17 protein-coding genes are annotated in these 18,901 nt (G+C 43.1%); 3 read left to right on the forward strand and 14 right to left on the reverse strand.

What is annotated here, in order from left to right:
• Window positions 1-18: 18 nt before the first annotated feature.
• From ACVC7Q_RS05310 to ACVC7Q_RS05330, 5 genes are all read right to left on the reverse strand, one after another.
• The gene (locus ACVC7Q_RS05310) at window positions 19-885 is read right to left on the reverse strand and encodes a GNAT family N-acetyltransferase (RefSeq protein WP_447265101.1); all 867 of its coding nucleotides are present in this window, start codon (window positions 883-885) and stop codon (window positions 19-21) included.
• A 12-nt stretch (window positions 886-897) separates the two neighbouring features.
• Complete coding sequence (cysE, locus tag ACVC7Q_RS05315) at window positions 898-1,515, reverse strand: serine O-acetyltransferase (RefSeq protein WP_061604741.1); 618 nt, start codon at window positions 1,513-1,515, stop codon at window positions 898-900.
• A 24-nt stretch (window positions 1,516-1,539) separates the two neighbouring features.
• Complete coding sequence (gene pnp / locus ACVC7Q_RS05320) at window positions 1,540-3,762, reverse strand: polyribonucleotide nucleotidyltransferase (RefSeq protein WP_447265102.1); 2,223 nt, start codon at window positions 3,760-3,762, stop codon at window positions 1,540-1,542.
• A 458-nt stretch (window positions 3,763-4,220) separates the two neighbouring features.
• Window positions 4,221-4,958 (reverse strand): hypothetical protein, encoded by a 738-nt coding sequence (locus ACVC7Q_RS05325; protein ID WP_447265103.1) that lies wholly within the window; start codon window positions 4,956-4,958, stop codon window positions 4,221-4,223.
• 18 nt (window positions 4,959-4,976) lie between these two features.
• Complete coding sequence (locus tag ACVC7Q_RS05330) at window positions 4,977-6,260, reverse strand: DUF6287 domain-containing protein (RefSeq protein ID WP_447265104.1); 1,284 nt, start codon at window positions 6,258-6,260, stop codon at window positions 4,977-4,979.
• Window positions 6,261-6,415: 155 nt separating this feature from the next.
• Here ACVC7Q_RS05330 and pepF point away from each other — a divergent pair, with 155 nt between their 5' ends.
• Window positions 6,416-8,212 (forward strand): oligoendopeptidase F, encoded by a 1,797-nt coding sequence (gene pepF, locus ACVC7Q_RS05335; RefSeq protein ID WP_447265105.1) that lies wholly within the window; start codon window positions 6,416-6,418, stop codon window positions 8,210-8,212.
• Between the two features lie 35 nt (window positions 8,213-8,247).
• Here pepF and ACVC7Q_RS05340 read toward each other — a convergent pair whose 3' ends face one another.
• Window positions 8,248-8,637, reverse strand: coding sequence for a nuclear transport factor 2 family protein (locus tag ACVC7Q_RS05340; RefSeq protein ID WP_049487783.1), 390 nt, complete (start codon window positions 8,635-8,637; stop codon window positions 8,248-8,250).
• Between the two features lie 150 nt (window positions 8,638-8,787).
• Between ACVC7Q_RS05340 and ACVC7Q_RS05345 the strand changes: the two genes are divergently transcribed.
• Both ACVC7Q_RS05345 and ACVC7Q_RS05350 read left to right on the forward strand, forming a co-directional pair.
• Entirely contained in the window at window positions 8,788-9,120 is a 333-nt protein-coding gene (locus ACVC7Q_RS05345; protein WP_061455766.1) for a winged helix-turn-helix transcriptional regulator, read from the forward strand.
• An 11-nt stretch (window positions 9,121-9,131) separates the two neighbouring features.
• Window positions 9,132-9,923 carry a DUF2785 domain-containing protein gene (locus ACVC7Q_RS05350; RefSeq protein WP_447265106.1) on the forward strand — a complete coding sequence of 264 codons (792 nt, stop codon included), beginning with the start codon at window positions 9,132-9,134 and terminating at the stop codon, window positions 9,921-9,923.
• 165 nt (window positions 9,924-10,088) lie between these two features.
• Here the strand turns inward: ACVC7Q_RS05350 and trxA are convergent, their stop codons facing one another.
• From trxA to ACVC7Q_RS05390, 8 genes are all read right to left on the reverse strand, one after another.
• On the reverse strand, window positions 10,089-10,403 hold the full coding sequence (gene trxA, locus ACVC7Q_RS05355) for a thioredoxin (protein ID WP_023919472.1): 315 nt from the start codon (window positions 10,401-10,403) through the stop codon (window positions 10,089-10,091).
• Between the two features lie 12 nt (window positions 10,404-10,415).
• A complete protein-coding gene (locus tag ACVC7Q_RS05360; protein ID WP_049498040.1) occupies window positions 10,416-10,640 on the reverse strand; it encodes a DUF4649 family protein in 225 nt (74 codons plus the stop codon).
• A 187-nt stretch (window positions 10,641-10,827) separates the two neighbouring features.
• The gene (locus ACVC7Q_RS05365) at window positions 10,828-11,472 is read right to left on the reverse strand and encodes a CadD family cadmium resistance transporter (RefSeq protein WP_447265107.1); all 645 of its coding nucleotides are present in this window, start codon (window positions 11,470-11,472) and stop codon (window positions 10,828-10,830) included.
• 430 nt (window positions 11,473-11,902) lie between these two features.
• The gene (rpsO, locus tag ACVC7Q_RS05370; RefSeq protein WP_003004251.1) at window positions 11,903-12,172 is read right to left on the reverse strand and encodes a 30S ribosomal protein S15; all 270 of its coding nucleotides are present in this window, start codon (window positions 12,170-12,172) and stop codon (window positions 11,903-11,905) included.
• A 401-nt stretch (window positions 12,173-12,573) separates the two neighbouring features.
• The gene (locus ACVC7Q_RS05375) at window positions 12,574-15,237 is read right to left on the reverse strand and encodes a Cna B-type domain-containing protein (protein ID WP_447265108.1); all 2,664 of its coding nucleotides are present in this window, start codon (window positions 15,235-15,237) and stop codon (window positions 12,574-12,576) included.
• A gap of 372 nt (window positions 15,238-15,609) precedes the next feature.
• A complete protein-coding gene (locus tag ACVC7Q_RS05380; protein ID WP_447265109.1) occupies window positions 15,610-16,338 on the reverse strand; it encodes a pseudouridine synthase in 729 nt (242 codons plus the stop codon).
• A gap of 2 nt (window positions 16,339-16,340) precedes the next feature.
• On the reverse strand, window positions 16,341-17,492 hold the full coding sequence (locus tag ACVC7Q_RS05385) for an MFS transporter (protein ID WP_447265110.1): 1,152 nt from the start codon (window positions 17,490-17,492) through the stop codon (window positions 16,341-16,343).
• Window positions 17,493-17,597: 105 nt separating this feature from the next.
• A complete protein-coding gene (locus ACVC7Q_RS05390) occupies window positions 17,598-18,761 on the reverse strand; it encodes an MFS transporter (protein ID WP_447265111.1) in 1,164 nt (387 codons plus the stop codon).
• Window positions 18,762-18,901: the final 140 nt, after the last annotated feature.

Here is an 18,901-nt window from a genome sequence, read left to right on the forward strand (position 1 = left end):
TTCATTTCCTTTCTGTTTCTACTCTTTTGGCTTCAAATAAACCACCTGAGTCTGTTTGACAAAGCCAATCTTTTCATACAAACGTTTGGCACCTACATTGCTGTCTTCCACGGCAATCTGAAAGGCCTTATCATTTTGCTCAATGAGTTGGTTGACAAGGGATTTTGCCAGGTAGCTCCCATAACCTTTTCCACGTTCAAGTTCGGCTATTGCTAAACCATAGAGGTAATTCGTATTACTCGATAAATCAACTGTACAAGTTCCAATAACCTGACCGTTTTTTAATAAAATATATAGGCGACTTTCTGGATCCTTCAGAGCTTTGGCGACATATCTATCCACAACTTCTTTAGATTCATGTTCCTCTGAAAATGCCTGAAATTTCAACTGACTAATTTGATCCTGATACGAACGATCTGCTAACAAAACGTCCAGATTGGAAACAGTTGCCAACGGATAAGGTCTTCTATCCTTACCTAACCAGGTTTCTGTCTCTTCATCCTCGACCAGTCCCCAGTTGTTGACAAACTCAGGATGGCGCTCTAGAAAAACACGCTCTGTCTGAAAAGTCACAGACTCAATGGGATAAGATGCCGTTTCTTTCTCAAAACTTCTATACAAAGCCCGCGCAATGCCTTGACGACGATGATTGGGGTGAACCAGTATCGTCACATCCACATCTGGGTCATCTGCATAAACCGTTAATAGGCCAACCAGTTCACCTTTTTCATAATAAAGGAAAAAGGCGGGCATATCGGGATCAAAATTGAGCATATTGGAGAGATAAGGATCCCGAAAAGTTCCGTCATACTTCTGACAGATGGCAATAAGGGCCTTTGCTTCCAGTAGTTGGTGGTCATTCAATGTATTGGTTGCTTGAATCACGTAGCAATCTCCTTACAAGCTCGAAGACCGATGACTGGCTTCCTTAGCATGCTCCATCTTATTCACATAGTATTCGCGTTTTTCTTCTTCTTGGTGAATGATTGGCTCATCCTTCTTACCGTGAACACGAACAATTTTAGCAGGGACTCCGACAACGGTCACATCACTCGGTACATCGGAGACCACGACCGCTCCCGCTCCTACTTTGGCCTTGGCCCCAATCTCAATCGGACCGATGACCTGAGCATGAGCGGAGACCAAGGCTCCTTCACGAACCGTCGGATGGCGTTTACCGACATCCTTCCCTGTTCCCCCAAGGGTCACCCCGTGGTAGAGCATAACGCCTTTTTCAACAATAGCTGTCTCCCCGATAACGAGGCCCGCTCCATGGTCTATAAAGACACCGGAAGCAATGGTCGCACCTGGATGGATTTCAATCTGGGTCCAAAAACGCCAAAACTGACTATGCATCCGCGCCAAGAGCTTAAAGCCATGGTTCCACAAAAAGTGGGAAACACGGTGAGCTGCCAGTGCTTTGACGCCCGGATAGGTCAAAAGGACCTCCAGCGAGGTACGCGCTGCTGGGTCATTTTCTTTTACAATATCGATGGTTTCACGCCACCATCCCATACCGTGCTCCTCCTTTTCTAATGATTATTCTGAATCTTTTTGTGTAATGGTAAAGTCTTTTTTAGGTTTGTGGTCTTTGTTGTGGTGACGAGGACGATCGCTATGGCGATGAGTCTTTTCACCGTTTTCTTCGCTGTTTTCTGGTTTTGGCGGACGAGGAAGAAGAGCCTTCATCGAAGCATCGACACGACCTTTTTCATCAATCTTGATAATCTTCACATCAACTTCATCACCGATGGCTACCAAGTCTTCGACACGGTTGGTGCGCGTCCAAGCCATTTCAGAGATATGAACGAGGGCATCCGTCTTGTCAAAGAGGTTGACAAAAGCACCAAATTTCTCGATCCGAACCACTTTGGCATGGTAGACTTCATCCACTTTCGCTTCACGAACCAAACCAGCAATGATCTCTTTGGCACGGTTAATGGCATCTTGGTCGCTAGAGTAGATAGATACGTTACCTTCTTCGTCGATGTCAATCTTAACGCCTGTTTCAGCGATGATCTTATCGATGGTTTCTCCACCCTTACCGATGACAATCTTAATCTTGTCGACATCAATCTTGATGGTATCAATTTTCGGAGCAGTTGGAGCCAATTCTGGACGCACTTCTGGAATAGTTGCTTCGATCACATCAAGGATTTCAAAACGGGCTTTCTTGGCTTGAGCAAGAGCTTCCGTCAAGATTTCTGCAGTAATCCCTTGGATCTTGATATCCATTTGAAGGGCTGTAATCCCGTCACGCGTACCTGCAACCTTGAAGTCCATGTCTCCAAAGTGATCTTCCAAACCTTGGATATCTGTCAATACGGTATAGTTATTTCCATCAGAAATGAGACCCATAGCAATCCCTGCTACTGGCGCCTTGATTGGCACACCACCAGCCATAAGGGCAAGCGTTCCCGCACAGATAGAGGCTTGAGAAGAAGAACCGTTTGATTCCAATACTTCTGCTACCAAGCGGATCGCATATGGGAATTCTTCCAAGCTTGGCAAGACTTGTGCAAGAGCACGCTCACCAAGAGCACCGTGACCAATCTCACGGCGACCAGGCGCACCGTAACGACCTGTTTCACCAACAGAGTATTGAGGGAAGTTATAGTGGTGCATAAAGCGTTTCTTGTACTCTGGATCCAAGCCATCGATGATTTGCGTTTCACCCATTGGCGCCAAAGTCAAGATAGAAAGGGCCTGTGTTTGTCCACGCGTAAAGAGACCTGAACCGTGCACGCGAGGCACGAAGTCAACAACCGCATCCAAAGGACGGATTTCATCGACCTTACGTCCATCAGGACGAACCTTGTCTTCTGTGATCAAACGGCGCACTTCTGCGTGTTCCATTTGTTCCAAAATTTCAGCCACATCCCGCATGATCCGGTCAAATTCTTCGTGGTCTGCATATTTTTCTTCGTAAACTGCTGTGACTTGGTCTTTGACTGCTTGAGTTGCAGCTTCACGAGCCAATTTTTCTTCTACTTGGACTGCTTTTTGAAGGTCACTGTTGTAGGCTGCAACGATTTCAGCTTGCAATTCCTCATCTACATGAAGCAATTCAACTTCTGCTTTTTCTTTACCGACTGCTGCAACGATTTCTTCTTGGAAGGCAATCAATTCTTTGACAGCTTCATGCCCTTTCAAAAGAGCTTCCAACATGATTTCTTCTGACAATTCTTTAGCACCAGACTCTACCATGTTGATAGCGTGCTTAGTACCTGCTACTGTCAATTCGAGAAGCGAGCGCTCAGCTTGTTCTTGCGTTGGATTGATGATAATCTCACCATCGACATAACCTACTTGTACCCCAGCGATTGGTCCGTCAAATGGAATATCTGAGATAGACAAGGCCAATGATGAACCAAACATGGCTGCCATTGGTGCAGATGCGTTTTCATCGTAAGAAAGAACCGTATTGATCACTTGCACTTCGTTACGGAAACCTTCCGCAAACATCGGACGGATTGGACGGTCAATCAAACGCGCTGTCAAAGTCGCATCCGTTGAAGGACGTCCTTCCCGTTTCATAAAGCCACCAGGAAACTTCCCAGCCGCATACATTTTTTCTTCGTAGTTGACTTGGAGTGGGAAGAAATCCCCAGTTGCCATTTTCTTAGACATGACAGCTGCCGTCAAGACAGTTGACTCCCCATAACGCACGACAACCGCGCCATTTGCTTGCTTGGCAACTTGACCAGTCTCTACGATTAACTCACGACCCGCAAAAGTCGTTTGAAACACATGTTTTGTCATTTTAATCCCCTTTGGATTGATAAAATTATACGACTTGCCTACAAAAATCAGGATACAAAGGGCGTGAAGAATCCCGTATGAAAATAGGAGATTGACGCAGTGTGCCACGCACACAAGGAAATCTATCTTTTTCACTAGGGATTTAGCCCGTGTTCAACTACCAAGATACTAAGCCGTTAAACAACTCAAAGGAAAATAGGAAATCCAACGACGGAGCGACCGCTCCTAGGAGGATTTATCTTTTTCCACAGAGTTGTAGGCGTATTCAATTACACATGATAGCATTGTTTTCAACAACCCATCTGTATGTTATATCCTCATCTTTGTATCCAAGCACGTATACCTTTTATTTTAACATATTCAAGCCCAAAAGAAAAAGGCTTTAAGGGCCTTTTTCTGCGAATCTTCCGTAAGTTCTATATAAAAATTTTAGAGCTAGGTATAGTCTCCATTTATTTTTACGATTTGACGAATTCAGTGCTGTCGACATAAAAGCGTGTTTTATGCGTTCCACCCTTATAGTCCTTATTGTTTCGTTTCAAGACAAAGCGTCTGTATGGTTCAGAAGTCCCTTGGATCGATGTGGTCACTTCAACCGAATCTTCATTAATCACCCATTCATCAGGTGAAGGAATCTCCATCGGTGGCATCGCTCCCCCACGACCACCAGGAACAATTTCGTAGAAGGCCTTGTCTTTTGTCGAATAGATCCAGCCGTCTTTCTTTTCTTTTGTTAGTTGGATCAGCTTGTCTTGTGAAAGACTGCGGATGGAGTCCGATGTTTCTTCTGCATTCAATTTATCAATGATATCTTGTAAATTATAGGTTCCCGGCGTGTAGGTATTGTAGTAATCAATGAACATGTCTTGCGGGTAGCCTTCAACTGCACTGTGGTCATTGTTCAACTCCAGCAAACGAGTCGGCTGCACCTGAAGTGAATAGGTCAAAGACGCACTGTTTTCAATGATCGAATAGATATCCGCTTGGTCCGCTTTTGACAAGGTCCCAATGGCCTCTTTGTCATTTTCATCCGACTTAGCTTCTTCCGACTGCTCTTTTTCTTTGGCCTTGTCAGATGACTGTTTAACTGATGAAGACTCTACCGGACTGTGCTTACGCTCATAGCGTTTCGGAGCACAGGCTGCTAGGGAAAGCAATAGTACAGTAGCTAGTAAATAGGCTCCAATTTTTTTCATGTTTGTCTCCTTATTTTCTTAGTCCACACGGTAGTACAAGTCGTTGCCATTCGTCACATCACTCTTACTCCAGTATATGGATTCACTTCCACCTTCTCTTGAAGGAATGAAAAGAATTGGCGTTTCGTTCGTTGCTCCAGGCATCCGACTAAGCCCGTGTAAATTGCCTTCTTTGAAGTAAAAGTCAGAAAATTGAACACCATTCAGAGCACTACCATCGACCTTAACGATTCCTTGCGCATCAAACTCAATACTAGTTCCGTGCTTATTTTTCCATACTCCTGCTACACTTGAGAAATTTCCCGCTTTAATTTCTTCTAAATTCATTCCAGTCTTTGTATTGGCAGGAGCAGGAGCTGATTCGGTATTTCCACTCACACGCGTTGTGAATTCAAGGGCGATCCAGCCTTGTCCAGATTCCAGTTTGCCCCAGGTATGTCCATCTGCCTCTACGGTTTCCGTAATGGTGTGAGTTCCTTTTGCGATCATCCCTGCAGATGGAGCGGATGTCGAGGGTTCTTGTCGGATGCGAAGATCCGCTACGTTAACTTGGACTTGGAAAGAAGCTGTTTTCTGCTTTCCTGCTTTAGCTGTTGATTTGGAATCCCCTGTACCATCAAAATTTTTCCAATCTAGCTTACTGAGATCCAACTTCTTGGCTGAAATCCCAAGAGCTTGCTCCGCCGTTTGATTTCCCCCAATTTGAATGGTCGCTTTCTTTTCTTCCTTAGCCTCCCCTTTTCCTAGCGAATAAAGGCTCAATTCCATTTCTGGATTCACAGATTGCCAAGTAGCATAGACGATTTGCCCATTGTCAAAAACATCTAAACTTGAGCGATAGCCACCCACCGCAGCTGTATAAGCTGTATGGAGCAATTCAGCTTTTTGACCCTTGAGATAATAGATAGCAGAAACATACTGTTTATTTCCAGTGTATTGATTAGACACCAAGAGCTCATCCATACCATCTTGGTTCAAGTCTGTAAAAGCGTATTGGAAAGTTACGGGAGTTCCCAAGCGTTCCAAGGCATCCAGATAGATATTTTCTTCTGAACCCGATTGTAATTTGCTTAATTCCTCAAAGAGGCCTGTTTTATCCCCATTTTTAAGAGCTGTATCATACTTAGCATACCGCTCCAAAACCTCTTGAAAATACTTCTGACCTGTATCCTTCTTTTCTTTTTTAACAGCTGATGACGTTGCTGTCTTTGGTTTACTTTGGCGTTCGTAGCGTTTGGGCGAGCAAGCCACTAGAGATAGAACAGACACACCCGCCAGTAGTGAAATCATAACCTTTTTCATAAAAACCTCCTCATATCTATCCTAGTATATCAAAAATGGTCGATTTTTCCAGCTCTTTTCAAGATTATTACACAAGCATTTCCTCTCTCCCTCTATGTTTCTACCTCTTTTTCTGCTATACTTAGTATAGTTATTTGATCAAAAAGGAGAACACTATGGAATTAAAAAAACGTTCTGAATTTCCTGAGAACGAACTCTGGGATCTCACAGCCCTCTACCAAGACCAGGAAGACTTCTTACGTGCCATTGAAAAAACACGCGAAGAAATCAATGAATTTGTCCGCAACTACAAGGGCAAGCTCCACACTTTTGAAGATTTTGAAGCTGCCTTTACCATCTTTGAACAAATTCAGATCCAACTCAGCCACATTGGTAACTACAGCTTTATGCCTCAAACGACAGACTTTGGCGATGAAGCCTTTGCGGAAATTGCTCAAGCAGGGATGGATTTCGAAACTTGGGCCAGCGTCGAACTCTCTTTCTTTGATGATGCTTTGGTAGAAGCAGACGAAGAGGTCCTCGAGCGCCTGGGTCAACTCCCTCACCTCACTTTTGCCATTCGTCAGGCTAAAATCAAAAAAGCTCACTACTTGGGAGCTGATGTGGAAAAGACTTTGACCAACCTCGGTGAAGTCTTCTACGGACCGCAAGACATTTACACCAAGATGCGGGCAGGTGACTTTGAAATGGCTGATTTTGAAGTGGACGGAAAAGTCTACAGGAATAGCTTTGTCACCTATGAAAACTTCTACCAAAACCATGAGAATGCGGAAATCCGTGAAAAAGCCTTTCGTTCTTTCTCAGAAGGATTGCGCAAACACCAAAACACTGCTGCCGCTACCTATCTAGCCCAAGTCAAGTCTGAAAAGCTGATCGCAGATATGCGTGGCTACGACTCTGTCTTTGACTATCTCTTGGCTGAGCAGGAAGTGGATCGTGCCATGTTTGACCGTCAGATTGACCTGATCATGAAGGACTTCGCTCCGGTCGCTCAAAAATTCCTCAAACACGTGGCCAAGGTCAACGGCCTTGAAAAAATGACCTTTGCTGATTGGAAGTTGGACTTGGACAGTGCGCTCAATCCAGATGTTACCATTGATGATGCTTATGATTTGGTCATGAAATCCGTGGCACCTCTTGGCGAAGAATATTCTCGCGAAATTGCCCGCTACCAAACCGAACGTTGGGTCGACTTTGCGGCCAATGAAGGCAAGGATTCCGGTGGTTATGCAGCCGATCCTTACCGTGTCCATCCTTATGTCCTCATGAGCTGGACAGGACGGATGAGCGATGTTTATACCCTGATCCACGAGATTGGACACTCTGGTCAATTCATCTTTTCAGATAACAACCAAAGCTACTTCAACGCCCACATGTCGACCTACTATGTGGAAGCTCCTTCTACCTTTAATGAACTCCTCCTTAGCGACTACTTGGAACACCAGTTTGACGATCCTCGTCAAAAACGTTTTGCCCTAGCTCACCGCTTGACAGATACCTACTTCCACAACTTCATCACCCACTTGCTAGAAGCAGCCTTCCAACGCAAGGTCTACACGCTGATTGAAGAAGGTGGAACCTTCGGCGCTAGCAAGCTCAACAGCATCATGAAGGAAGTCTTGACCGAGTTCTGGGGAGATGCTGTTGAAATCGATAACGATGCAGCTTTGACCTGGATGCGCCAAAGCCACTACTACATGGGACTTTACAGCTACACCTACTCAGCTGGATTAGTTATCTCAACAGCCGGTTACCTACATTTGAAGGACTCCGAAAACGGAGCCAAAGATTGGCTAGATCTCCTTAAATCAGGCGGTAGCAAGACCCCACTTGAGTCAGCCATGATTATCGGAGCAGATATCTCAACCGACAAACCACTTCGCGATACGATCCAATTCCTTTCAGACACTGTGGATCAAATCATTGCCTACAGTGCAGAGTTAGGAGTATAAGCAAAAACAGATTGGATTTTTCCAATCTGTTTTGCTTATCCCCAAAAGCTATCTTCTTCAGCTTGATCTGAAGAGAAGAGCCAAACTTCTTTGATTTTCCCGTCTTCAATACGGAAGAGGTCAATCCCGTTCATATTGAGTTCAGTACCATCAGCCCGTGTTCCAAGAAAAGTAACATTAGCTGCGACAAAATCCTTATTATCAGAAACCCAATTTGTTATCACCTTAAAGCTTCCATTAGTTTTCTCAGCAAATGTAGCTAGGTGAGATCCTAGTTGGTCCTTACCAACAACTGTACCAGATATACTATGAGTACCAGGTTGATGCCAGACAATATCGTCTGCCATCGTTTCAAAGACACCAGGAAAATCACCAGCAATTAAAGCTTGGTTATAAGTATTGAAAATTTCTAAGTTTGTTGACATATCTATTCCCCATTTCTTTTTTATGATATAATTTTAACAGTTACAATCGAAAAAACAAGTAGACACTTTTTCGATAGCTGGTATCAAAAGTAGTACTATTGTTGATACTAAAAGATAAATTTTTTTAAAAAAATAGAAAGAAGATATTTTATGCCAAATAAAGTAAGTGAGTATGGTGTTTGTCCATTTGCGACAACGCAGAGGGTTTTAACAGGGAAATGGGCACTGGTAATCATTTATCAGTTGAGTACGGGTACTAAACGATTTAAAGAATTGCAAAGATTATTGCCTGGGATTACTCAAACTATTTTGACACGTCATCTCCGTCAATTAGAAAAGGATAAGATTATTCAACGAAAGGTCTATGCGGAAGTTCCCCCACGAGTTGAGTACAGCTTAACCGAAATAGGGCAGAAATTCAAAGTTGTCTTAGATGCTGTGGAGAACTGGGGGCTGGATTATATCAAGTTGCTAAAAATGTAGAGGTTTTGACCATGTATCAAGATTTACAAAATAAAGTAACAGAAGAAAAACCAAGCTTTAGTCAAGAAGAAATCCAGTGGTTGCTAGAACATTTGGGAGATCCCTCGCCCGAAATTCGCGATGATCTCGTTTTTACCAGCTTGGCTAGAGGGATTCAAGAAGAACTGTTTACACAGGAACAATTTCATTTCATTGCTGAGACGATTTCGTCCGATAAAGGAGTAGAAAAAGAGATTGATAAGCTAGGGTTGCCTACACTTGAACGTTCGTTTAGGGCACTGATTTATGCAAATCTCTTGTCTGTTGATGCCAACCCGCAATCGATTTTTTATCAGGGGTTAGAAGCGGAAATCCGTACTGTCCTTTTACATCAAGGCTTATACTATCTTTCAAAAGAAAAGGATACAACAGGTTTTTCCAGTCAGTATGGTTGGGTTCACGCTTTTGCGCATGGAGCTGACCTCTTGACAGAAGTGGTTTGTCATCCTGGCTTTCCTAAAAATAGAGTACTTGACGGATTGGACATACTTGGCCAAATCTTTAAAAGAATTTCGATTCGTTTTACAGATGATGAGGATTGGCGCTTGGCGAGAGTGCTTTATGAACCTATTTTACAGGGAAAGTTAGATCAAGAGCAGGTAGCTTCTTGGATAAAAGCTGTTGATTTCCCAATAGAAGAAAGGGAAGACTTTTATAAATTTTCCAACTTCAGATCCTGCCTATTGGAAGTCTATGTCCAACTCGACCAGAGAAACATTTTACAAGCTGACTTGAAAGAAGCTATTCAATCTTTTCAATACTAATGGTGACACAGTGAATGTAAAACTCACCAAAAATTTCAAGTTACTGTTCTCGAAACAGAAGAATAATTGATGATAAAAGAGCCTTGTTCCTCATTTAAAAGAACAGTGCTCTTTCTTTGAATATAAAATAGCACTCCTATCTTACTATTGGGAGTGCTATTAATTTTAACTCAACTCAGCCACAATGGCCTTAATTTGTGCTGCGGTGTGTACACCTGCTACTTGTTTGACAACCTGCCCATCTTTTTTGAAAAGAAGGGTTGGGATGGACATAATGCCGAAAGCACGCGCTGTTTCAGGATTTTCATCCACATCCATTTTCAGGATTTTTAACTCATCTTCCGAAAGTTCTTCCGATAATTTTTCTAAGATAGGAGCTTGCATGCGACATGGGCCACACCAGGTTGCCCAAAAGTCTACCAAGACCAATCCTTCTTTAGTTTCTGCTTCAAATGTTGCATCTGTAATTGCTTTTACCATTGTTTTTCTCCTTTAGTTTTTGTATTGATCGAGGTCTTGCTTCATCAAATAGAAGAAGACATCTCCGTAAGTGCCTTGGTAATCGAGTTCGTGCCCATTATAGGTCAATTTTTGTACAGGATAGTAATCCGCTACACCAATCAAGCAGGTCTGTTGGGATCGTTCAAACTCTTCATAGGAATCAAAATGCATGACTCTTTCATGTTTTGCACCATCTAGATATGTAATTTCAATCATATCGGTAACCTCTATTTCTTAAGATGTATACATTGTAACTCCGTTCGTTACATCTGTCAAACAAAACGACTTGCTCAGAATGATGGATCTTGTGCGATAAAGAAAAGACAATAAAACAAAAAATCTCCCCGAAGGGAGATCGATCTGGTCTATTTTACCTTACGATGCTAGGAACCGTAGCCGAAGATTATACTGGATAAAATCGTTCTAGAAAAGGCGACGAACCGAAAATTGTAGGCTCTATCGTGCCATTTTCATACATGATGTATAGTCCAAGTGTAATGAATACTAAGGGCACAACGATTCGCTCATATTTTTCAATTGTCTCGGATATTAACGGCATAGAGGATAGCACACGACTAAGCTCGCAAAAGATAATTATGCCGATTGCAAACACAAGCAACGCCACGAGTGTCTGTGACCAATCTAACGAAGCAAAATAAGGTATATAGATACCTAAATTATCTCCGCCAGACGCAATTGTTAGCAATGTAACTGTCCAAAACAGTTGATTTGCCTTGCTTTGTTCAAATCTTTCAATAATTTCTTCCTCTTCTTCCTCACCTTCTCCAACAATTGCAAAGCGAATCCCTAAATAGATAGGGATTAAACCAAGCAATCCAACCATCCATGCTTCAGGCACGAAATTGACGACATAAGCAGCAACTAAACTCGCCCCTACAAGTAAGCCTGTACCTAGATATTGTCCCGCATAAATATGCCATTTCTGTTTACTCTGTGATAGCTGTGCAAATAAAATAATTAAAATAATTAAATAATCGATACTGGTGGAAATATAAACACCAATAGCAGATATGATTGTCTGTCCCATAAAAAAACTCCTGTATTAGTCAGTAATAAATCAGCAAATTTTAGGAGAGCACAGACACATTAATTTAGCTATCGCTAGTGGGTAATGTCGAACGTAGGAAAGCATTTTACTCCTCCTCAAAATGTAGTTACAAAGTAATTTCTCACTGGAATTCGGTGATTACTTCCATGTAAAGTATAACCCATTATACTTTACTTCGTAAAGTTTGGGCTCTCCGAGGGGTCTTGCAGACAGCTCGCTGGCTCTTGGGCAGTGTTTTTGTAGTCTCCAAAATTGTGACCGATAAAACCTCAATAAAAAAGCCCTCTGAATTCAGAAGGCTCCATTCTTGCTGGATAAAACGTTTCTAGACAAGGCGCCGAGCCGAAGATTGTACTGATGGTACATCGAGGCGAAGTCAACGAAGTATAGAAACGTTTTAGACGCAAGATTAACGACGAAGTCCAAGAGAGTTGATCAACTCACGGTAACGGTTAACATCGTTTGTACGAAGGTATGCCAACAAGTTACGACGGCGACCGATTTTCTTCATCAAACCACGGTAAGTAGCGTGGTCTTTTTTGTGTTGTTTGATATGTTCGTTCAAGTGGTTGATTTCCCAAGTAAGGACAGCAACTTGTACTTCTACTGAACCAGTGTCACCTTCGTGACGTGCGTATTGTGCAATGATTTCATTTTTTTTCTCTTTTGAGATTGCCATGATAAGCTCCTTTTCTTTATGCTCTATCCGAGTGGCAGGTTTGGCATATCCTGCTACCAAGAAAGAGTTAGTTGTCTATTCGACCTTCTTATTCTACCAAGATTTCATCTTTCTGTCAAACACTTATGTTTCCTTCAAGATGGATTTTTAAGATGAACCTCAAGAATTTGAACGGTTTGATGGAGCATTCTTCTAGCAAGTTATTCAAAAGAGAGTGGGACAGAAATCGGTCATTCGTTAGAACTCGATTTCGTCGTCCCACCTCCGCACAGTTGAGTAGGGCTGTAAAAGCTGATAAAATCAGCGTAGTAGAGCCCACTCAACCACTGCGTCTTGCTCGACAATCCAAAGACAATTGAGAGGCTAGGACTTTTGTCCCAGCCTCTTTAATGGTATGAAGCTTATTTCTCTTTCCGTTTACCACGCAAGAGCAAAGCCAAAGCAAAAATTGCTGAGAGTGCACCGAGTATGGTCAACCCGTAAGCAACAACTTCACCAGTTGATGGAAGAATTTTTTTCTTCCCTTCTTTTGGTGTGGTTGGAGTTTCTGGTTTCTCCGGTGTGCTTGGCGGAGTTGTAGGAGGTGTTGTTGGTGGAGTGGTCGGTGGTGTCGTTGGCGGTGTACTTGGTGGTGTACTTGGTGGTGTGGTCGGTGGTGTTGTTGGTGGCGTATGACGGTTGGTTACCGTGAAACCATCAATAGTTGTTGTATAACCAACTACTGGATCCTCTGTAATGGTGTAAATAATCTTCTTACCTTCCTTGTATACGGGTAGATCCGTAAAGCTTGCCTGCCAATTATCAGTAGCTGTGATTTCTTTTACAGCCACTTCTTGACCATCCGCAAGGAGACGAACTGTGATTTTTTCAGGACGAACACCATCTTTGTTGTCTGCGTCATCCCAGATCTTCTTAACCGCTACTTCCGTTACTTCTGGCGTGCGGCTATTAGTGATCACTACATTTCCCTTGTTACTGTCATCAACCGTACTAGTATAGCCTTTGACTGTTCCAACTTCTTTCACTTGGTACTGAATCTCTTTGCCTTTCGCTTTTAGAGGCAAATTGCTAAAGGTATGAGTCCAGTTATTTTTAGCAGAAAGTTCCACTTCTTTTCCTTGAGCTTTGCCGTCTGCATAAAGCTGTACCTTAATGGTGTTTGGACGTTTTCCATCTTGGTCATTGTTGTCTTCCCAACGTTTTGTAACAGTGACGCTGGTTTTACCTGGCTTGTAGCTATTGGTAATAGTTGTTCCATCAATCGCAGCAGAGTAATTGGCTACTGTGTCTTCTGTGACTGTGTAGACAATTTGTTTACCGTTATTGTATTTTGGAAGATTGGTAAAGACTGTCTTCCAATCAGTCGCTGCACTTAGCTCTTGGCTAGCTACTTCTGTACCATCTGCAAGGAGACGAACAGTGACCTTGTCAGGACGAACACCATCTTGATTATCATTATCTTTCCAGATCTTCGTTACTGGAATTTCAACAACTTCTGGTGTACGAGTGTTGGTAATATTGGTTCCTTCGATAGTTGTTTCATAGCCTTCAACAGGTTCTTCTGAAACAGTGTAGGCAATGACATTGCCAGCATCATCGACCACATCGAGATTATCAAACTGATAAGCCCAAGTTCCTGCAGCATCTGGTTTCACTTCTTTGGAAGCGACTTTGACACCATTTGCTAGGAGATTGACTGTGATTTTTGATGGACGCTTGCCATCTTGGTTATCATTATCATTCCATGTCTTTTGACCAGCAACGCTTGTTTTTTCTTTTTGGTTTACGACATCACGAGAAATCGCGAGGTCATTTCCAAAATCATCCTTGCTGATCTTGATAGGTTCTTCAGAGAGCACATAGCCTGTCGGAGCTTGAATTTCTTTAACCGTATAAGCTTGTTTGATCAAGCCCGTAATGGTGCCAACACCATTCTCATCTGTCGTAATGGTTCCAACTTGCTCATCTGTATCATCTGCTGTCACAGCAAAGACGGCACCTGCAAGAGCTTGACCATTTTCACCTTTTTTATGAATAGTGAAGGAGTATTTCTCACCATTAAATTTTCCATCAAGGAACTGATACAGAATGTCTGCAACCTTATTTTGCTCCTTGATTTCTGTAGCTGTCATCTTCGCATTGTTTTTGTAGGAAGTATTGATGGCTGGGACCTTGTCCAAATAAACATCATAACGAATCGTCATTCCTTGTTCTGGAGCTAGATCACCGATATGAACTGTTAAAGAACGCCCATCAGCACTGACAACAGGGGAATAATTCTTGGTGACGTTGGTGGTGTCTCTTAAGTGATAGGCACCATCTTCGTTATCGATCTGCCAAGTTCCTGTATGGATGTTGACAGAATCTGCTTTGATTTTTCCATCTGTAAAGGCCAATTGGTCTTTAATATCAATATTATGAAGGGCTGTGTGACCTTGATTGATGTTCAAGGTATAGGTCAATTTTAATTTATTATCTGAGTTGGTCCAACCCCATTTGCTAAAGACTTCTGGAGTAGGAGGATTTTCACCCGGATTCACCCCTTTGTAATCAATCTTTCCACCTGGAATCACATCTTTATCGATTTTAAGTTTGAATTCAAGTGTCTTTTGACCTTTGACGACTTGGTGGTCTACACGCGCAAAGAAACGCAGTTTCCCTGTCACATTGGCCATTCTTTCAGGATAATCCGTATAGGTTACAGTGATGACTTTTCTTTGATCATCTACCGTTGCTGTCGCAACTTTTTGACCACTTGGATCCAGCAGGTCGATGGTGTCCGTTTCAAAGACCTTAAAGTCATCTCCAAGTTGAATAACGGTCTGATCCCCCGCTTTTACACGTCCATTCGGCAACACAAAGTTTGCTTCAACTTGAAAACTCTCCCAAACACCGAGTGGATCTGTAATCGCTCCACCAGTTGATTTCGATATGTTTACAGATGTCACAACATCATTGATCGTATCTGCATGGACTTTAGCTGGACTATTGGGTTTGGCAAATCCTAAAGCCGCTAGTAAAAATAGGGCAACTGTTGTCACAACAGAATAGAGCCACTTTTTCATAAACGATTTTTCTCCTTTTTCTACGTTTACTAGATAAGGTATGTGAGTCGAAAAATTATCACTACATATTGTGATTTTATACACAACCCATCTTTTTTCATTATAATCGATTTACTTTGAGAAGACAAGCTATTATATATGCTTTTTTGTATTTTAAGTACATTTTTTTGATACAAAGAAAAATAGAGAGTGGGACAGAAATCGGTCATTCGTTAGAATTCGATTTCGTCGTCCCACCTCCACACAGTTGAGTAGGGCTGTAAAAGCTGATGAAAGCAGCGTAGTAGAGCCCACTCAACCACTGCGTCTTGCTCGACAATCCAAAAACAATTAAGAGGCTAGGACTTTTGTCCCAGCCTCTTGGTTTTTTGCTTATAAGGGAACTCCAAACACCTCTAGGGACTTGAGTTCAGAAGATTGGAGTCTCCGCCATTCTCCCAATTGAAGAGTGGGATCTAGCGTTAGAGGCCCCATAGAGATCCGCTCTAAATCCACTACTTCCTTGCCACAGGCAGCGACCATGCGCTTGACCTGATGGAATTTTCCTTCTGCAATTTCAATTTCGACATAGGAACTGGCGCTTGTCTCATCCACCTCTAAGATCTGCAATCTCGCAGGCAAAGTCGTGAAATCTTTGAGGGCAATGCCTGCTTCAAAACGGGCCACATCTGCCTCATCCATGATCCCAGCCACCTGGGCACGGTAGACCTTCGACACATGCTTCTTCGGTGAAAGCATAGCATGGGCGAGCTTACCATTATTGGTCAAAAGGAGCAAGCCATGGGTATCGATATCTAGGCGCCCGACAGGAAAGACTTCCTTGTGATGGGCTGTCTCATCCAATAGATCCAAGACAGTTTGGTGATGGTCATCCTCAGTCGCTGAGATGACTCCAGCTGGTTTATTAAGCAGATAATACACAAAGGTTTCATGGACCAGATTTTCCCCCATAAAGGTCACCTGATCCTCGTCTGGATCAATCTGTAGCTTCCCTGCTGTCTCTTTTTTCCCATTCACTGTGATTTTCTTTTGCTTGAGAAGCTGCTTGACCTCGGTCCTACTCCCCACGCCACAATCCACTAAAAATTTATCTAGCCGCATGATTACTTCCCGCTCTTTCGCACAATCCAAAGGCCAAAAAAGGAAATCAGGATCATGAGGATACCAGAAAATCCAAAAATGAAGGCTGGAGCAGATGAGATAGTCCCTAATAGACTAAGGACAAAGGTCGTTGCGATCGAACCTGTACTACATCCCAAAACCGCCATGGACGTTGCCTGGCTCAAGACCCCTGCTGGCATCTTATCTGATAAGACATTGTAAACTGTTGTAAGAGCTACACTGTAGGCGAAGCCAGAAGCGATGGTTACAAGGGCAAGAATCAAGATATTTGGAGAGACGCCGATCAACAGTTGGCCCACACCAAAAGCTACACCCGAAACCAATAATAAACGATCGCGGAAGAGCTGGGTCAAGGGCGAGAAGGCCAAACCTGCCAAGATCCCAACAAATTGCATGGCTGCTAAAATAAGCCCAGCAGTTTGGGCAGTACCATGCCCTACTTGCTCGACCACACTTGGAATCCGAACGGTGATCATGACATTGGACAAAACGATCGACGCCGCAACGACTGCTAAGCCGAGCGCTGTCCGCCATTGTTCCCCCGTCATCTTGACATCCCGGTGTTTTTCCTCCACTGCTTCCGTCGTAGATCCATATGGCACAAATAAGAGATACAAAAGTAAGATTGGAATACTGATACCGTAGACGAGAAAGGCAGCCTGCCAGCCAAAGCGAATCAAGAGACTCACTCCAAAGGTCAAAACAGCTGTCCCAACAACCTCTGCAGAACCCCGAATCCCAAGTGTTTGGACACGTTCTTTTCCTTTATAGCGCTCACTGATAATGGCAATGGCAGAAACATTGAGCAAGCCAACCGCCATCCCGAAAATAATCCGAGACAAAAAGACAACCGGATAGGCTGGACTGATTAAGGGAATAAAGCCACATAGAGCGTAAGCGACTAGGCCTATCACAATCATCTGACGCTCTGAAAATAGTCGCCCAATCCATTTATTGAAGATGAGTGAAACCATGATCCCTGCAGAAGGAAGCGAGACCAAGAGCTCAATCATGCTGTGAGGAATTCCCTTGTAATAGGTAAACATGGCCGACTGCGCACTCGAAATCGAAAACGAGGTCGTCAAAATAAATGAAAGCGCGAGAATACTCACTTTCTCCATGATTCTTTTCATTATTTTTTCCTTTAAACTAATCTTTTTTTCACACTCCTCCTATAATAACACGAGCTAGTGACAGGACGCAATAGATTGAATTAAAAAAACGAAATGATTTCTCAATCATTTCGTTCGTGCTAGTAATTGTGAGGCGAAGACTCCTGTTAGGAGCATCAAAGTACTAATCAAGACAAAGAGCAGATGATTGGAAGGAGCTAGTGGCGTCACCAACTGGATGAAGAAAGAAGAGACGGCTGATCCAAGATTGCAGCCAATCAAGACAAGCGAGGTCGCAAGATTCAGAAGATTAGTCGGAATTTTTTCAGATAAGTGATAGAAGATACTGGTTACTCCCGTACTGTAGGTAAATCCTGCCAAGAGGGTTCCTAGAACCAGGCTCCACAGCTGTCCAGACAAGCCAATCAAGGCTAACGCTAGACCGAAACCAAAGCACATGATCATGAGCAAGTTCTTTTTGAAAACATGTGTCAAACTAGCAAATCCCACTCCCGCTACAATCCCTGTCAATTGCATCAGACTTAGGACTGTTCCAGCTGTTGTCGCCGTTCCCATACGAGCGTCAACAATGATATCCGGCACGCGCAGGCTAATGATGGAATTGAAACAAATGATGATACCAGCAATCACGGCTAGCATCAGACTAAAACGCCATTGAGGGGAGCGAAGACGTGCGGAACATTTCTTTTTCTCCTTCAAGCTAGCCTGTTTTTTCCCCTTAGGATAGGGGACAAAAAGGATATAGAGGAGTAAAATCAAGTAACCACCTCCATATACAGCAAAGATCGCTGGCCAGCCTAGGGGTAAGAGTTGTCCAACAATAAAAGTCAAGATGGCAGAGCCCACCACTTCAGCAGACCCCCGATAGCCCAGCATCCGAGTCTTGTCATTGCCTGAGTAGCGTTCACTGATAATCGAAATAGCCTTGGCATTGATCATTCCTGTCCCCAAACCAAAGAGAAAACGACTCAGAAAGATGAGAGGATAGTCCTGCACGACCAAAGGCACAAGGCCGCTAGTTGAAAAGAGCAAGAGCCCTGCGACAATCATCTGGCGCTCACTCATCCACCGCTCGATCAGGCTATTTAAAAAGAGCATGACCACAACCGCAAAGGCCGGCAAGGAAACCAAGAGTTCCACCTGGCCTGCTGAATATCCGAATTGGCTAAAATAGGCCTTCATAGCTGGCAAACCGGCTGTAATTGAAAATGATGAGATCAGCATGAGCGACAAGCTCAAGAGACTGATTCTTTCCATTGTTTTTTTCATTTTTTTATTTCCTACACTTTACTGGTAACATTTGACTTTACTAGTTTTTTTAGAAAAGATTCAAACTAGAATTTTCAATAGAATCCTAGTATAATCAATTTAGAAAGAGAAAAATAGGACATTTGTCCTATTTTAGGAGA

It is taken from the genome of Streptococcus sp. W151 (genome assembly GCF_053010205.1).

What these genes read in the sequence shown, in the direction of transcription:
- ACVC7Q_RS05330 (WP_447265104.1), bottom strand. Translation starts at nt 6,260, where the DNA reads ATGAAAAAGGTTATGATTTCACTACTGGCGGGTGTGTCTGTTCTATCT.
- ACVC7Q_RS05340 (WP_049487783.1), bottom strand. Translation starts at nt 8,637, where the DNA reads ATGTCAACAAACTTAGAAATTTTCAATACTTATAACCAAGCTTTAATT.
- ACVC7Q_RS05365 (WP_447265107.1), bottom strand. Translation starts at nt 11,472, where the DNA reads ATGGGACAGACAATCATATCTGCTATTGGTGTTTATATTTCCACCAGT.
- ACVC7Q_RS05325 (WP_447265103.1), bottom strand. Translation starts at nt 4,958, where the DNA reads ATGAAAAAAATTGGAGCCTATTTACTAGCTACTGTACTATTGCTTTCC.
- pepF (WP_447265105.1), top strand. Translation starts at nt 6,416, where the DNA reads ATGGAATTAAAAAAACGTTCTGAATTTCCTGAGAACGAACTCTGGGAT.
- ACVC7Q_RS05390 (WP_447265111.1), bottom strand. Translation starts at nt 18,761, where the DNA reads ATGAAAAAAACAATGGAAAGAATCAGTCTCTTGAGCTTGTCGCTCATG.
- trxA (WP_023919472.1), bottom strand. Translation starts at nt 10,403, where the DNA reads ATGGTAAAAGCAATTACAGATGCAACATTTGAAGCAGAAACTAAAGAA.
- ACVC7Q_RS05375 (WP_447265108.1), bottom strand. Translation starts at nt 15,237, where the DNA reads ATGAAAAAGTGGCTCTATTCTGTTGTGACAACAGTTGCCCTATTTTTA.
- ACVC7Q_RS05385 (WP_447265110.1), bottom strand. Translation starts at nt 17,492, where the DNA reads ATGAAAAGAATCATGGAGAAAGTGAGTATTCTCGCGCTTTCATTTATT.
- ACVC7Q_RS05345 (WP_061455766.1), top strand. Translation starts at nt 8,788, where the DNA reads ATGCCAAATAAAGTAAGTGAGTATGGTGTTTGTCCATTTGCGACAACG.
- rpsO (WP_003004251.1), bottom strand. Translation starts at nt 12,172, where the DNA reads ATGGCAATCTCAAAAGAGAAAAAAAATGAAATCATTGCACAATACGCA.
- ACVC7Q_RS05380 (WP_447265109.1), bottom strand. Translation starts at nt 16,338, where the DNA reads ATGCGGCTAGATAAATTTTTAGTGGATTGTGGCGTGGGGAGTAGGACC.
- cysE (WP_061604741.1), bottom strand. Translation starts at nt 1,515, where the DNA reads ATGGGATGGTGGCGTGAAACCATCGATATTGTAAAAGAAAATGACCCA.
- ACVC7Q_RS05360 (WP_049498040.1), bottom strand. Translation starts at nt 10,640, where the DNA reads ATGATTGAAATTACATATCTAGATGGTGCAAAACATGAAAGAGTCATG.
- ACVC7Q_RS05350 (WP_447265106.1), top strand. Translation starts at nt 9,132, where the DNA reads ATGTATCAAGATTTACAAAATAAAGTAACAGAAGAAAAACCAAGCTTT.
- pnp (WP_447265102.1), bottom strand. Translation starts at nt 3,762, where the DNA reads ATGACAAAACATGTGTTTCAAACGACTTTTGCGGGTCGTGAGTTAATC.